The organism is Sphingomonas sp. SL1004 (assembly GCF_057815015.1).
The window spans coordinates 3,921,064-3,934,321 of the sequence record NZ_JBYMUX010000001.1; the positions used below are offsets into that span (position 1 = coordinate 3,921,064).

General features: G+C 66.9%; 11 protein-coding genes. 6 read left to right on the forward strand and 5 right to left on the reverse strand.

Annotated elements, in window-relative coordinates:
- Positions 1-24: 24 nt before the first annotated feature.
- Positions 25-1,320: a glycoside hydrolase family 130 protein gene (locus AC3D24_RS18045; protein WP_489032482.1), complete on the reverse strand. Its 1,296-nt coding sequence runs from the start codon at positions 1,318-1,320 to the stop codon at positions 25-27.
- A 182-nt stretch (positions 1,321-1,502) separates the two neighbouring features.
- Between AC3D24_RS18045 and AC3D24_RS18050 the strand changes: the two genes are divergently transcribed.
- On the forward strand, positions 1,503-1,679 hold the full coding sequence (locus tag AC3D24_RS18050) for a hypothetical protein (protein WP_489032483.1): 177 nt from the start codon (positions 1,503-1,505) through the stop codon (positions 1,677-1,679).
- Positions 1,680-1,713: 34 nt separating this feature from the next.
- Positions 1,714-2,211 carry a hypothetical protein gene (locus tag AC3D24_RS18055; protein ID WP_489032484.1) on the forward strand — a complete coding sequence of 166 codons (498 nt, stop codon included), beginning with the start codon at positions 1,714-1,716 and terminating at the stop codon, positions 2,209-2,211.
- Between the two features lie 86 nt (positions 2,212-2,297).
- Here the strand turns inward: AC3D24_RS18055 and AC3D24_RS18060 are convergent, their stop codons facing one another.
- Genes AC3D24_RS18060 through AC3D24_RS18070 form a run of 3 tightly spaced genes read right to left on the reverse strand, consistent with a single transcriptional unit; the run spans position 2,298 to position 5,198 of the window.
- Positions 2,298-3,062, reverse strand: coding sequence for an EF-hand domain-containing protein (locus AC3D24_RS18060; RefSeq protein WP_489032485.1), 765 nt, complete (start codon positions 3,060-3,062; stop codon positions 2,298-2,300).
- Between the two features lie 34 nt (positions 3,063-3,096).
- On the reverse strand, positions 3,097-4,449 hold the full coding sequence (locus AC3D24_RS18065) for a sensor histidine kinase (RefSeq protein WP_489032486.1): 1,353 nt from the start codon (positions 4,447-4,449) through the stop codon (positions 3,097-3,099).
- Positions 4,450-4,475: 26 nt separating this feature from the next.
- On the reverse strand, positions 4,476-5,198 hold the full coding sequence (locus AC3D24_RS18070) for a response regulator (protein ID WP_489032487.1): 723 nt from the start codon (positions 5,196-5,198) through the stop codon (positions 4,476-4,478).
- 236 nt (positions 5,199-5,434) lie between these two features.
- On the opposite strand from AC3D24_RS18070, the gene AC3D24_RS18075 reads away from it, so the two are divergent.
- A complete protein-coding gene (locus AC3D24_RS18075) occupies positions 5,435-6,319 on the forward strand; it encodes a response regulator (protein WP_489032488.1) in 885 nt (294 codons plus the stop codon).
- A gap of 85 nt (positions 6,320-6,404) precedes the next feature.
- Here AC3D24_RS18075 and AC3D24_RS18080 read toward each other — a convergent pair whose 3' ends face one another.
- Complete coding sequence (locus AC3D24_RS18080) at positions 6,405-6,980, reverse strand: TetR/AcrR family transcriptional regulator (protein WP_489033219.1); 576 nt, start codon at positions 6,978-6,980, stop codon at positions 6,405-6,407.
- 127 nt (positions 6,981-7,107) lie between these two features.
- On the opposite strand from AC3D24_RS18080, the gene AC3D24_RS18085 reads away from it, so the two are divergent.
- From AC3D24_RS18085 to AC3D24_RS18095, 3 genes are read left to right on the forward strand one after another with little or no spacing between them, the layout of a single operon-like run.
- The gene (locus AC3D24_RS18085; protein WP_489032489.1) at positions 7,108-8,337 is read left to right on the forward strand and encodes an efflux RND transporter periplasmic adaptor subunit; all 1,230 of its coding nucleotides are present in this window, start codon (positions 7,108-7,110) and stop codon (positions 8,335-8,337) included.
- A gap of 6 nt (positions 8,338-8,343) precedes the next feature.
- Complete coding sequence (locus AC3D24_RS18090) at positions 8,344-11,547, forward strand: efflux RND transporter permease subunit (protein WP_489032490.1); 3,204 nt, start codon at positions 8,344-8,346, stop codon at positions 11,545-11,547.
- Positions 11,548-11,552: 5 nt separating this feature from the next.
- On the forward strand, positions 11,553-13,085 hold the full coding sequence (locus tag AC3D24_RS18095) for an efflux transporter outer membrane subunit (RefSeq protein ID WP_489032491.1): 1,533 nt from the start codon (positions 11,553-11,555) through the stop codon (positions 13,083-13,085).
- The last annotated feature ends 173 nt before the right edge of the window (positions 13,086-13,258 follow it).

A 13,258-nucleotide genomic window follows, 5' to 3' on the forward strand; every position in this document is an offset into this window, starting at 1 on the left:
CTGGCGCTGGGTAGGGTCCAGCGTTCACACCATCGCCGCAACCAACCGCCCCACATCCACCGTCGCGAACGAAGCGAAATTGTCCGCCACCCCGAACGGCAGCAGCAACGTGCGCCCCTGCACGATTCCCCCGCAGCTATAGACGACGTTCGGCACATAGCCGTCGCGCTCCTTCGGGCTCGGCACGATCAGCGGCTCGGTCATCCGCGCCAGCAGCTTGGTCGGATCGTCGCGATTGAGCAGGCACGCACCGACGCAATAATTGCGCACGCTACCGACGCCGTGGGTCAGCACCAGCCAGCCCTCGTCGATCTCGATCGGTGAGCCGCAATTGCCCATCTGGATGAACTCCCACGGCCATTTCGGCTCGACGATCCTGGTGCCACCCTCCCAGGTCAGCAGGTCGTCCGATGCCAGGTACCAGATATTCTCGTTGTCCTGCCGCCCGAGCATCGCATAGCGGCCGTCGATCTTGCGCGGGAACAGCGCCATCCCCTTGGTGCCGGCGACCGCACCGCGCATCGGCTGCATCTCGAACGTCTTGAAATCCCCGGTCCGCAGCAATTCGCACCGTGTCTCGGCGCCGCTGAACGCGGTGTAGGTGGCAAGATAATAGGGCGAATTGCCGTCATCGAAGCGGACGAGACGAACGTCCTCGATCCCCTGGCGCTGGCTCGGCAGCACCGGGAACAGCACGGTTTCCGATACGTCGCGGCTGCCGCTGCAATCGAGTTTGGTCGGTCCGCCATCGGTCGCGCCGCGGTCGGTCGGGGCGATCCGTGGCGGCACCGCGGTCCGGCTCGCGGGGTCGACCGAGAAACCGTCGTTCGCGGACCAGCGTCCGGTACGGAACGTCACCGACGACACATGGCCCTCGCCGATCCCGCGCAGCGACAGGATGAAGCGCAGGCCATCCTCCGGCGCACCGTCCTGATCGGGGTGGAGCACCATGCTTGGGTTGAACAACGCCGCCGCCTCGAACGAATATTCCTCGCTCAGATACGCACCGATCAGCACCTGCTGGTCGCGCGTGATCGGGCGCGGATCGTCCAGCACCGCCATCACCTCGCCGAACCGGTGCAACAGGAGATCGTCGACGTCGCGGTGCCGTTCGTCGAGCGATTCGGTTACGCGCGCGCGTTCGGCGTGAAGCTCGTCGTGCGTCAGCGACAGCACGCGGTCGATCACCCGCACCGCCCGCGAGTGGCCCTCGACCTTGAAGGGGCCGGGATATTCGACGTTGAACGGTCGGATCACCGTCCGCGAGGGATCGGGTTTCAGCTGGATATCGGAAAAACTGACGAGATCGGCTTCGGCCATGGTCCGCTCCATTCCAGCGCGAATCGTCCGCGCCTGTATGCGTCAGCAGGAACGCCAGAATTTCTGGCTTGGCTACATTTTCAACAGGCCAGATTTTCAACAGGCAGGTGCGGCAATGTCCTTGAAATACTGCGGACAAGATCTCGGATCAGGATGCCTTCAGGATTTCGAGGGGGACAAGTTTGCACATCCAGCCAATCGCATCGGCCGAATGCGCGCTCGGTCGCCATACGCCGCGCTCCCGTCACCGCGATATCCTCGGCGAGCCGATCCAGCGGTCCGCCTGTCGGCGCTGCGGCGCGCCGATCGTCAAATCCGCGGTCAGCCGGCGCTGGATCGTTTCCGGCATGCTCGGCTGACACCGCATCCGAAGTTCAAAAGGGGAAGCAGTTAATGAAGACGAAGATCTGGCCGATGCTCGCATTGGCCCTGGCGATGCCCGGCGCGTTGAGCGCACAAGGCCCGCGCGACGGGCATGACGGCCCGCCGTCCCGCGCCGATATCGCGCGCCTGCAACAGCGCGAAGGCGACGACATCGCGCTCCTGCTCGCGTTGCGCCCGGCCCAGCGCCCGGCGCTGGCCGCGTTCCTCCAGTCGCTGGCGCCACCCGAGCCGCCGCAGGACGATCGCCCGCCGCGCGATGCGGGCCCGCCCGCCGACGGCTTCGCGCAACATCTGCAGCGCATGACCGAGGCGACGACGCGGCATGCCGCCGACGACACCCGCCGGATCACCGCCGCGCGGACCTTCTACGACGGTCTCGATCCGACCCAGCGTACCGCGTTCGAGGCGCTGATGCGCCTGCGCCACGGTCCGCCGATGATGCATGGCGGCCCCGAGCACGGCCCTATTCACGGTGGCCTACAAGACGGCCCGCCACCGCATCCCTGACCAACGTCCGTTCGTGCTGAGCGAAGTCGAAGCACCCCCGCTCGGGGGAAATCCTTCGACTTCGCTCAGGGCGAACGGCGGGGGCGTCAGCGGTCGTCGCGCTCCCCCGGCTCGCCACCGGGCCGCGGCCCGGACCGCATGTCCGAAGGCCGGTCCGAACCATTCCGCCAGGTCTCGGCACCCGCCCGCGGCAATTCGCCCCGCGTCAGCGCGCCGTCGTGGTTGCGATCGAGTGCCGCGAACCGGGTCATCGCCGCCTTGGCGAACTCTGCCGCATCGACCCCGCGATTACCGTTCAGGTCCGCCGAAATCACCGGCTCCGGCATATCGAAGAACCCGTAGCGCGCCGCGCCCAGTCGCTCGCTCACCCGCGTGGCGGACGTCTTCTTGTCGCCGTCGCCGCCATTGCCGAACTGCATGCCCTGACCGCCGCCGCTCCCGCCGCCGCCGCCACGACCGCCACCACCACGCCCCCCACGAGGCGACCGCCCGCCCGCCCCCGGTCCGCGTCCGCCACCCGCGACGCGAATCTCGGGCACCAGCACATTCTCGTAATATTCGAGGTCGCCCGGATCGATCTCGCCGTCCTTGCCGCGGTCCAGCACCGCGAAGAACCGCGTGGCATCGGCCTGAAACTCCGCCAGCGTGATCCGACCGTCGCCGTCACGATCGGCACCGTCGAACCACAGCGCCTGCGCCGCACCCGGCTTCAGCATCGACCGGAAAGGCTCGCCCATCGGGCTGACGAACAGCTGTCCGCGGCCATGTTCGGGCGGACCGCCGGGGCGGGGGGCCTGCGCGGCACATCCCGCCAACGCGCCGGCCATCCCGATCACAAGAAAGCGTCGCATATATACTCCTGAGAAAAACGGGCGCGTGCGTGGATCAGACCGGCAGGGACACGCGTGCGCGCAAGCCGCCGCCCGCCCGCGCCTCGATCGTCGCGTCGCCGCCATGCCCGCGCGCGACCGCACGGACGCTGGCCAGGCCAAGGCCGATCCCGCCGGTATCGCGGTTGCGCGACTGTTCGGCGCGGAAGAACGGTTCGAACGCACGCGCCAGATCCGCTGGCACCATGCCGGGGCCGCGGTCCTGCACCTCGATCACCACCATGCTGTCCTCGCGGCGCAGCACCATCTCGGCATGGCCGGCATATTTGACCGCATTGCCGACCAAATTGCCGACCAGCGCCTTCAGCGACGGTGCATCGCCCTCGATCGTCAGTGGTCCGCCCGGCTGCAGCACGACGTCGTCACCCTGGTCGCCGAACTCGTCGGTCACGCTTTCGGCGAGCGAGCGCAGGTCGAGCCGCTGGCGGCGGACGTGGCGGGTCATGTCGCGGACGAAGGCCATCGCCGATCCGATCCGGTGGCTCATCTCGTGAATGTCCTCTTCGCTGGCGATACGGATCGCGTCGGGCGCCTTTTCCAGCCGCAGCGACAGCCGCATCAGCGGCGTGCGAAGATCATGTGCGACCGCCGCGATCAGGGTCGTGCGATCCTCGACATAGCGATTGAGCCGCTCCTGCATCACGTTGAACGCGCTCGCTGCCTCGGCAATCTCGGGCGGCCCTGCGATCGGCAACGGGTCGGTCCGCGGATCGCGCCCTAGCCGTTCGGCGGCAGCGGCGAACAGCCCGATCGGCTTGGCGACGCGGCGGGCCAGTGCCCAGGCGATTGGCGCCACCACCGCCATCGCGACGATGAACCACAGGATGATCCGCATCCGCCACGGCCCGGTCGCGCCGCCGGCCGGACGGATCACCCGCCAGCGGTCACCACCGATATGCACCGACACGACAAACGGCCCGAACAGCGCATTGTCGAGCGACGGAGGGCGCATCGGCGGGCGGCCCATGCCCATCGGCATCGGCGGCCGCAGCGCACCGGCGAACATCGGCAGGCCCGACCGGTGCGCCTCTACCGCCACCGAACTCATTGGCATCCCGAGATCGCCTGCGATCAGCTCGGCGATCCGGTGGTCCCGGTCGTCGTCGCTGGGATTAGGCCGCTGGTGCGTCAGCTCCACCGTCAACAGCCCGACGGGATCGCGCCCGGCCCGTGCCACCGCGGCGATCCGGTTGGTGGTGAAGATCACCGGTGTCGGCGGCGGCATCATGATGACAACCGCGAAGTTCAGCACCTGCACGAGCAGCACGGTGATCAGCATCAACGCGAAGATCCGCAGGAACAACGGCCAGGATCGCGCATGGCCGACCCGCCCGAGTCCCGCCCTCATGCCCGTCATCGTACGCGTGGCTGGTGTCACAGACGCACCACGCGGGGCACGAAGAAATAGCCCTCGTTGCGGATCGTCCGGATGATGTCGTCGCCGCGCGACCGCAGCTTGCGCCGCAACCGGCTGACCTGCACGTCGATCGCGCGGTCGAACGCGTCGGTGTCAGGCCCGCGCGCCGCCTCCAGCAACGCGTCGCGCGCCAGCACCCGCCGCGGCCGCTCGACGAACGCGCGCAGCACCGCGAACTCGCCATCGGTCAGGTCGATCAGCGTGTTCTCGGCATCGAACAGTTCGTGCGCCGAGAAATCGACCCGCCACCCGAGAAAGCCATAAGCGCGGCCCTCGCTCGCATCCTGTATCTCCCGCGCGCGCAGGGCGGCCCGGACGGTCGCCAGGATCTCGCGCGGGCTGCACGGCTTGGTCAGGTAATGGCTCGCACCGATCTCCAGCCCCAGGATCCGGTCGGGCTCGTCGCCCAGCGCGCTCAGCATCACCACCGGCGGCCCTGCGGTACGCGCGAGGCGCCGACACACCGACAGGCCGTCCTCGCCGGGCATCATCACGTCGAGCAGGATCAGCGCGACCGATTGCCGCGCGAGTACGGTGTCCATGTCCTGCGCGCTCGTCGCGGTCTCTACATTATAGCCATGCATGCCAAGGCTTTGCGCAAGAAGCGTACGGATCATGTGGTCGTCGTCGACCACCAGCAAAGTCGGCTTGGGCGAATCGGGGGCGGGGATCGGCGTCATGCTGCTGTCATACCGTCCGCGTGTGTTCGGGATATTTCAGCGTATGGCAATCGTCGCGGTTGCGCGCCTGTTTCGCGTGAAAAGCACCGGATGGTCGCACCGGGGTCACATTGGGAAACATCCCGGACAAACAGTCGGCGCACAGACACGGATGATATTTGCCGGAGTCTTCCCCGAGACTCCCCCCGGAATCCGCGAGGCGGTCCGCCGTCTCCCCCGTTCGAAAGTCGCCGACGATGAACGTCTCCCCCAGCTACTCTTCCTTCGAGTCCGCCACCGGACGTCTTCCCGCGCTTCCGATCTCGCGGGATTCCGAATGGCAGGACGGGCCGGCGCACGATGACTCGAGCGACGCGAGCTATCACGCCGCGCGGATCATCATCGTCGACGACGATCCCGGCCTGCGCGAACTGCTCACCGAGTTCCTGGTCGACAACGGGCTTGGCGTCGAGGCGGTCTCGAGCGGCGTCGCCCTGCGCGCGCGGCTCAGCCAGCGCCCTTGCGATCTCGTCATTCTCGACATGATGATGCCCGGCGAGGACGGCCTGTCGGTGCTACGCTCGCTGACACAAACCGACGATGCACCCGGCGTCATCATGCTGTCGGCACTGTCGAGCGAAGTCGACCGCGTCGTCGCGCTCGAAATGGGCGCCGACGATTACGTCACCAAGCCATCGACCCCGCGTGAGATCCTCGCGCGCATCCGTTCGGTCCTGCGCCGCCGCAGCCGGACCGCCTCCTCGGGTGCCGGCAGCGCGCCCGATCCCGGCACCACCTCCGATGGCAGCGCGTCCACGCACTTCTATGCCACCTACCGGTTCGCCGGCTGGACGCTCAATTGCCGGATGCGGTCGCTGCAGGCGCCCGGCGGTGAGGTGGTCTCGCTCACCGAGAGTGAATTCCAGATGATGGACGCCTTCGTCACGCACCCGCACGCGGTCCACAGCCGAGAGGACATGATCGCATTGTCGGGGCGGGCGGACACCTCCTCGAAGGATCGCACGATCGACGTCAACATCAGCCGCCTGCGCCGCAAGCTTGCCGCGTTCGATGCGACCGAGATCATCCGCACGGTCCGCGGCAAGGGCTATCTGTTCATCGCCGACGTCGTCGGGTCCTGATCCCACCGGGCCTCGCCCGTCCGGCGAGGCCGGTCGGGCAGGGGGCTATCGGCCCAGGACTGTCGGCCTAAACTATAGGCCGGGACTATAGCGCCCGCAGCGCCGAATAGATCATGGCGGCGGTGCGTTTGGCGGTATCGTCGGGCGACAGGCTCGGCTGCGACAGCGTCCGGTGACCCAGCCCGAACATCAGCGCCAGGATCATCTCCTCCGCGCCCTCGCGCTGCGCCTCGGTCAGGTCGGCCTTCACCGCGAGCGCCAGTCCGCCGATCACCGATCGACCGGCGCTGCAGAACTCCGCGATGGTCGCTGCCACTTCGGCATCGCGGTACGCTTCGGCGAGGATGTCGAACGACAGCGCCTCGTCCTTGTTGTGCAGCGCTTGCAGGCAGATCTTGGTCAACGCCGTCTCGATCGAGATTCGCCCGGCATCGAGCTCGGCCTGCACCGCGGTCATCTCGGCGATCCGCGCCGATGCGTCCTCGCGGATGATCGCGCGGATCAGCGCGTTCTTGCCCGTGAAGAATCGATAGATCTGGCCGACGCTCACTTCGGCCTCGCTGGCCAGTTCGGACATCGGCGTCTGGTGAAAGCCCTGGTTGGTGAACAATTGGCGCGCGGTCGCTACGATCCGCTCGCGTCCTCCCAACTCATGCTGCACTGCACTCAAAACCCATCTCCGGCCGACTTTTTGGCTTGACCGGGCGGGTACACGATCCTAGCGGGTCCGCAAGCAGAATGAACGCTCATTCACTGAGATAACGCCGTTTGGCGTGAGGACGAGAAATATGCGCTGGACCAAATTCAAGGGATCTGCGGCACTGGGTGCCATTGCCCTCCTGTCGGCTTGCGGCAAGGAGCAGGCGCCGCCACCGCCGCCGACCCCGACGGTCGGCGTCGTTCCGGTTGCCGAGGAATCGGTAGTGCTCACGACCGAGCTTCCAGGCCGAGTCGCCGCCGCGGAGACGTCGGAAGTACGGCCGCAGATCAGCGGCGTGATCCGTCGTCGCCTGTTTACCGAAGGCTCGATGGTGCAGGCGGGGCAGGTCCTCTACGAGATCGAGGACGCGCCCTACCGCGCCGCGCTCGGCACCGCACAGGGCCAGCTCGGCGCCGCGCAGTCGCAGATCAACGCGACCCGTTTGCAGGCCCAGCGCTATAACGAACTCGTTGCTGTCAATGCCGTCTCGAAGCAGGAGGCGGACAACGCCATCGGCTCCGCAGCACAGGCGCGCGCCAATGTTGCGGCGCAGCGCTCGGCAGTCGAATCGGCGCGCGTGAACCTCAACTTCACGCGCATCAAGGCGCCGATCTCGGGCCGGATCGGTCGTTCGATCTACACCGTCGGCGCGCTGGTCCAGACCGGCCAGACCGATGCGCTCGCCACCATCCAGCGCACCAACACGGTCTATGTCGACGTCGTCCAGTCGGCCGCCCAGCTGCTCGACCTGAAGGCACAGCTGCGCTCGGGCGGCGTCGTCCGCGCCGATGGCAGCGCGCGCGTCCAGCTCATCCTGCCCAACGGCGCGATCTATCCCATCGAAGGGCGCCTGCAATTCTCCGAAGTCACGGTCGACCCGACCACCGGCGCGGTGACGTTGCGTGCATCGTTCGACAACCGCGACGGCCTGTTGCTGCCGGGTATGTACGTCCGCGCCAAGCTGGTCGAGGGCACTCGCCGCCAGGCGATCATGGTGCCGCAGGCGGGCATCAGCCGCGATCCGCGCGGTGGCGCGACCGCATTGGTCGTCAACGCGCAGAACAAGGTCGAGCAGCGCAACGTCGTCACCGACCGCGTGATCGGCGACAAGTGGATCGTCACCAGCGGCCTGAAGCCCGGCGACAAGCTGATCGTCGAAGGGCTGCTCAACCTGCGTCCTGGCACGACCGTCAAGGCCGCGCCGCCGCAGCAGGTCGCCAAGCCCGCGGGCCAGGATGCCGGCGGGGGGGCTGCCAACGGCAATGATCCCGCTGCAGCTGCCGATCCTGCCGCCGGCAACGCGCAGGGCGGGAAGTAACCGCCCATGTCACGCTATTTCATCGATCGACCCATCTTCGCATGGGTCATCGCCATCATCTTGATGATGGCCGGTATCCTCGCGATCCGCTCGCTGCCGATCGCCCAGTTCCCTGAGATCGCCGCCCCCAAGGTGACGGTCGCGACGTCCTATCCGGGCGCCGACGCACAGACGCTCGAGAACACGACGACGCAGATCATCGAGCAGCAGATGAAGGGGATCGACAACCTTCGCTACTTCGCCTCGACCTCGGACGGCTCGGGCAACCTCGCGATCACGCTCACCTTCGAGCAGGGCACCGATCCCGACATCGCGCAGGTCCAGGTGCAGAACAAGCTGCAGCAGGCCACCCCGCTCCTGCCGCAGGAAGTGCAGCAGGCCGGTCTCCGCGTGACCAAGGCGACCGCCAACTTCCTGCTCGTGATCGCCGCCTATTCGGAAAACGGCGCGCACGATCAGGTCGATCTCGGCGATCTGATCGCCTCGAAGCTCCAGGATCCGCTCAGCCGTATCAAGGGTGTCGGCGACACGCAGGTGTTCGGCGCGCAATATTCGATGCGGATCTGGGTCGATCCGTTCAAGATGTCGAACCTCGGCGTCACCGTCACCGACATCACCTCGGCGCTGACCGCGCAGAACGCCCAGGTCTCGGCGGGGCAGGTCGGCAGCCTTCCCGCGCTCAAGGGACAGGCGCTGAACGCGACCGTCACCGCGCAGTCGCGCCTGCAGACGCCCGAGCAGTTCCGTCAGATCATCGTCCGCTCGGCCACCAGCGGCGCCACCGTGCGCCTCTCGGATGTCGCGCGTGTCGAGATGGGGTCCGAGAATTACTCGTTCCAGGCGCGCTACAACGGCAAGCAGGCGGCAGGCTTCGGCGTGAAGCTCGCACCGGGCGCGAACGCGCTCGACACCGTCAAGCTCGTCAAGGCCGAGGTGGAGCGGATCGCCAAGCAGTTCCCGCCCGACGTCAAGGTCGCCTTCCCGATCGACAATTCGACGTTCGTGAAGCTGTCGGTCGAGCAGGTCGTTCACACGCTGGTCGAGGCGATCGTCCTCGTCTTCCTCGTGATGTTCCTGTTCCTCCAGAACTTCCGTGCGACGTTGATCCCGACGATCGCTGTCCCGGTCGTGCTGCTCGGCAGCCTCGCCGTGCTGCAGATCGCCGGGTTCACGATCAATACGCTGACCCTGTTCGGCATGGTGCTAGCGATCGGCCTGCTCGTCGATGACGCGATCGTCGTCGTCGAGAACGTCGAACGCCTGATCCAGGAAGAGGGGCTTTCGCCGAAGGAAGCCGCCAAGAAGTCGATGGACGAGATCAGCGGCGCGCTGGTCGGCATCGGCCTCGTGCTGTCGGCGGTGTTCCTGCCGATGGCGTTCTTCAGCGGCTCGACCGGCGTCATCTTCCGCCAGTTCTCGATCACCATCGTATCGTCGATGGCGCTCTCGGTACTGGTCGCGTTGATCCTCACGCCGGCGCTCTGCGCAACGATCCTGAAGCCCGCCAAGGACGGTCACGGCGAGAAGAAGGGCTTCTTCGGCTGGTTCAACCGCACCTTCGACAAGGGCGTCGGCAAGTACGGCAACGGCCTGCGCCGCGTCGAGAAGGGCTGGGTCCGCACGATGCTGGTCTATGCGCTGATCGTCGTCGCGATGGCGTTCGTCTTCCTGCGCCTGCCGTCGGGCTTCCTCCCCGAGGAAGACCAGGGCATCATGTTCGCGCAGGTCTCCATGCCGTCGGGCACGACGATGGAGGAAACCGCGCGGACGATGGACAAGGTCCGCGATCACTTCCTGATCGACGAGAAGGCCAATACCGCGGGCATCTTCACGATCAGCGGCTTCGGCTTCGTCGGCCAGGGCCAGAATGTCGGCATCGCCTTCATCCAGCTCAAGCCGTGGGAAGATCGTAGCGGCAAGGACAACACGGTTGCCGCGGTTGCTGCACGCGCCAACCAGGCACTGGCTGGCGTCCGTGCCGGCATGGTCATCGGCTTCGTGCCGCCGGCCGTGCAGGAACTCGGCAACGCCAACGGCTTCGACTTCATGTTGAAGGACAATGCCGGCGTCGGTCACGACAAGCTGCTCGAGGCGCGCAACATGCTGCTCGGCATGGCCAGCCAGGACAAGCGCCTGATGCAGGTCCGTCCGAACGGCCTGGAGGATGCACCACAGCTCAAACTGAACGTCGATCAGGCCCAGGCCGGCGCGCTCGGCCTTAGCCAGGCGGACATCAACACCACCGTCAGCACCGCGTTCGGTGGCGCCTACATCAACGACTTCATCGACCGCGGTCGCGTGAAGAAGGTGTATGTCCAGGCCGACGCACCGTTCCGCACCTCGCCTGCCGATCTCGGCAACTTCTACGTCCGTGGCACGACCAGCAACGCGATGGCTCCGTTCTCGTCCTTCTCGACGACGAGCTGGAACTACGGCCCGTCACGGCTCGAACGGTACAACGGCGTCGCCTCGTTCGAGATCATGGGCTCGCCCGCACCGGGCGTCAGCAGCGGTACCGCGATCAAGGCGATGGAGGAGATGGCAGCCAAGCTGCCGGCCGGCATCGGCTATGAGTGGACCGGGCTCAGCTACGAAGAGCAGCTGTCCGGCGGCCAGTCGACCTATGTCTACGCGCTGTCGTTGCTGATCGTGTTCCTCTGTCTCGCGGCGCTGTATGAGAGCTGGTCGATCCCGATCGCCGTCCTGCTGGTGGTGCCGCTCGGCGTCCTCGGCGCGGTGCTCGCGGCGACGCTCTTCGGGCTGAACAACGACATCTACCTCCAGGTCGGGCTGATCACGACGATCGGCGTGGCGGCGAAGAACGCGATCCTGATCGTCGAGTTCGCCGAGGAGAAGATGCGTGACGGGATGAACGCGGCGGATGCCGCGGTCGAGGCGGCCAAGCTTCGCCTTCGTCCGATCCTGATGACGTCGTTCGCGTTCATCTTCGGCGTGTTGCCACTCGCACTGTCGAGCGGTGCCGGTGCCGGGGGCCAGAACGCAATCGGCTGGGCGGTGGTCGGCGGCATGCTGTCCGCGACCGTCCTCGCGATCTTCTTCGTGCCGCTGTTCTTCCTGCTCGTGAAGCGCGTCTTCAAGCAGGATCAGCCGATCGACGAGAACGATCGCGAGCATAACGATGACAACCGTGACGGCCGCCGTGACGACACACACGCGACGCCACACGACCAGCGGCCGCAGGAGGCCTGATCCAGATGTTTTCGCGCCAGATATCGGGCCGCACGGCCCTCATGTTCGCCGCCGGGCTCACGCTCGCCGGCTGTAACCTCGCCCCTAAATACGTCCGGCCCGAATCGTCGGTACCGGTGTCGACGCCGTCCGGTCCCGCCTATGCAGCGACCGACGCGGCGGGGGCGATCATGCCCGCGGATACCGCATGGGAGACGTTCTTCACCGACGATCGCCTCCGCAGCGTGATTCGCACCGCGCTGGCGAACAACCGCGACCTTCGCGTCTCGGTCGCCAACGTCGCGCAGGCCCGCGCGCAATACCGCGTCCAGCGCGCGGACCTGTTCCCGACGCTCGCCGCCACCGGCAGCGCCACCTATCAAAAGTCGCCCTTCGGTGCGGTCGGTGGCGGCACCACGGGTACAGGTACGGGCACTGGCACTGGCACTGGCACTGGCACTGGAACGGGTGCCGGCACGGTCACCACGTCGAGCGGCCGGGCCGACATCTACTCCGCCAATGTCGGCGTTTCGGCCTGGGAGATCGATCTCTTCGGCCGCATCCGCAATCTGACGCAGGCGCAGCAGGAACAGTATTTCGCGGCAGAGGAAAACCGCAACGCAGCCCAGGTCTCGCTCGTCGCCGAGATCGCGACAGCGTGGCTGACGATGGCCGCGGACCAGGATCGCCTCAAGATCGCGCGCGATACCGAAAAGGCGTTCGGTCAGACCGTCAAGCTGACCCAGGACCGGTTCCGAGTCGGCATCGCGTCCGAACTCGAAGTGCGCCAGGCCAGCACCAGCTATGATCAGGCGCGCTCGGATATCGCCGACGCCACCACGCTGATCGCGCAGGACCAGAACGCGCTGAACCTGCTCGCCGGCACGACCCTGACCGCGGACATGCTGCCGTCGCAGCTCGATACGACCAGCCCGACGCTGCAGAACCTGCCCGCGAACCTGCCGTCGGAAGTGCTCCTGCGCCGTCCCGACATCGCCTCGGCCGAGCATCAGCTGATCGCCGCCAACGCCAATATCGGTGCGGCGCGCGCAGCGTTCTTCCCGAACATCTCGCTCACCGCGGCGTTCGGGACGATCAGCCTCGGTCTGTCGAACCTGTTCGGCAGCGGTAGCCAGAACTGGTCGGTCGCACCGTCGATCAGCCAGCCCTTGTTCGACTTCGGCCGCAACAAGGGCAATCTCCGCTACGCGCAGGCCACCCGCGACGCCGCGGTCGCCACGTACGAGAAGAGTGTGCAGACCGGCTTCCGCGAAGTGGCCGATGCACTGGCCCGCCGCGGCACCGTCAGCGCCCAGCTCCAGGCGCAGACCTCGCTCCGCGACAATGCGGCAGGCGCGTACAAGCTGTCGGAACTGCGCTTCCGGGCCGGCATCGACACGTTCCTGAACACGCTCGATTCGCAGCGTTCGCTCTACACCGCGCAGCAAAGCCTGCTGGCCACGCGCTTGACCCGCGATACCAACTCGGTCGAACTGTACCGCGCGCTCGGCGGCGGTGTGACGACGACGGCGCCGTCGGACCCCCGCCCACAAAACTAACCAGACGATCCTCCCCCGCCAGGGGGAGGTGGCTGGCCCTTGCCAGACGGAGGGGGAGGAAAGGGCAACCTATGTTCCCTGTTCTCACCCCCCGTCACCTACGGCGCACCGACCCCCGGGGGAGGAGGATCGCGCGGACTACGCGCGGAAACCATCGGACCCATAGCCGCCCG

What these genes read in the sequence shown, in the direction of transcription:
- AC3D24_RS18045 (WP_489032482.1), bottom strand. Translation starts at nt 1,320, where the DNA reads ATGGCCGAAGCCGATCTCGTCAGTTTTTCCGATATCCAGCTGAAACCC.
- AC3D24_RS18055 (WP_489032484.1), top strand. Translation starts at nt 1,714, where the DNA reads ATGAAGACGAAGATCTGGCCGATGCTCGCATTGGCCCTGGCGATGCCC.
- AC3D24_RS18060 (WP_489032485.1), bottom strand. Translation starts at nt 3,062, where the DNA reads ATGCGACGCTTTCTTGTGATCGGGATGGCCGGCGCGTTGGCGGGATGT.
- AC3D24_RS18065 (WP_489032486.1), bottom strand. Translation starts at nt 4,449, where the DNA reads ATGAGGGCGGGACTCGGGCGGGTCGGCCATGCGCGATCCTGGCCGTTG.
- AC3D24_RS18070 (WP_489032487.1), bottom strand. Translation starts at nt 5,198, where the DNA reads ATGACGCCGATCCCCGCCCCCGATTCGCCCAAGCCGACTTTGCTGGTG.
- AC3D24_RS18075 (WP_489032488.1), top strand. Translation starts at nt 5,435, where the DNA reads ATGAACGTCTCCCCCAGCTACTCTTCCTTCGAGTCCGCCACCGGACGT.
- AC3D24_RS18085 (WP_489032489.1), top strand. Translation starts at nt 7,108, where the DNA reads ATGCGCTGGACCAAATTCAAGGGATCTGCGGCACTGGGTGCCATTGCC.
- AC3D24_RS18090 (WP_489032490.1), top strand. Translation starts at nt 8,344, where the DNA reads ATGTCACGCTATTTCATCGATCGACCCATCTTCGCATGGGTCATCGCC.
- AC3D24_RS18095 (WP_489032491.1), top strand. Translation starts at nt 11,553, where the DNA reads ATGTTTTCGCGCCAGATATCGGGCCGCACGGCCCTCATGTTCGCCGCC.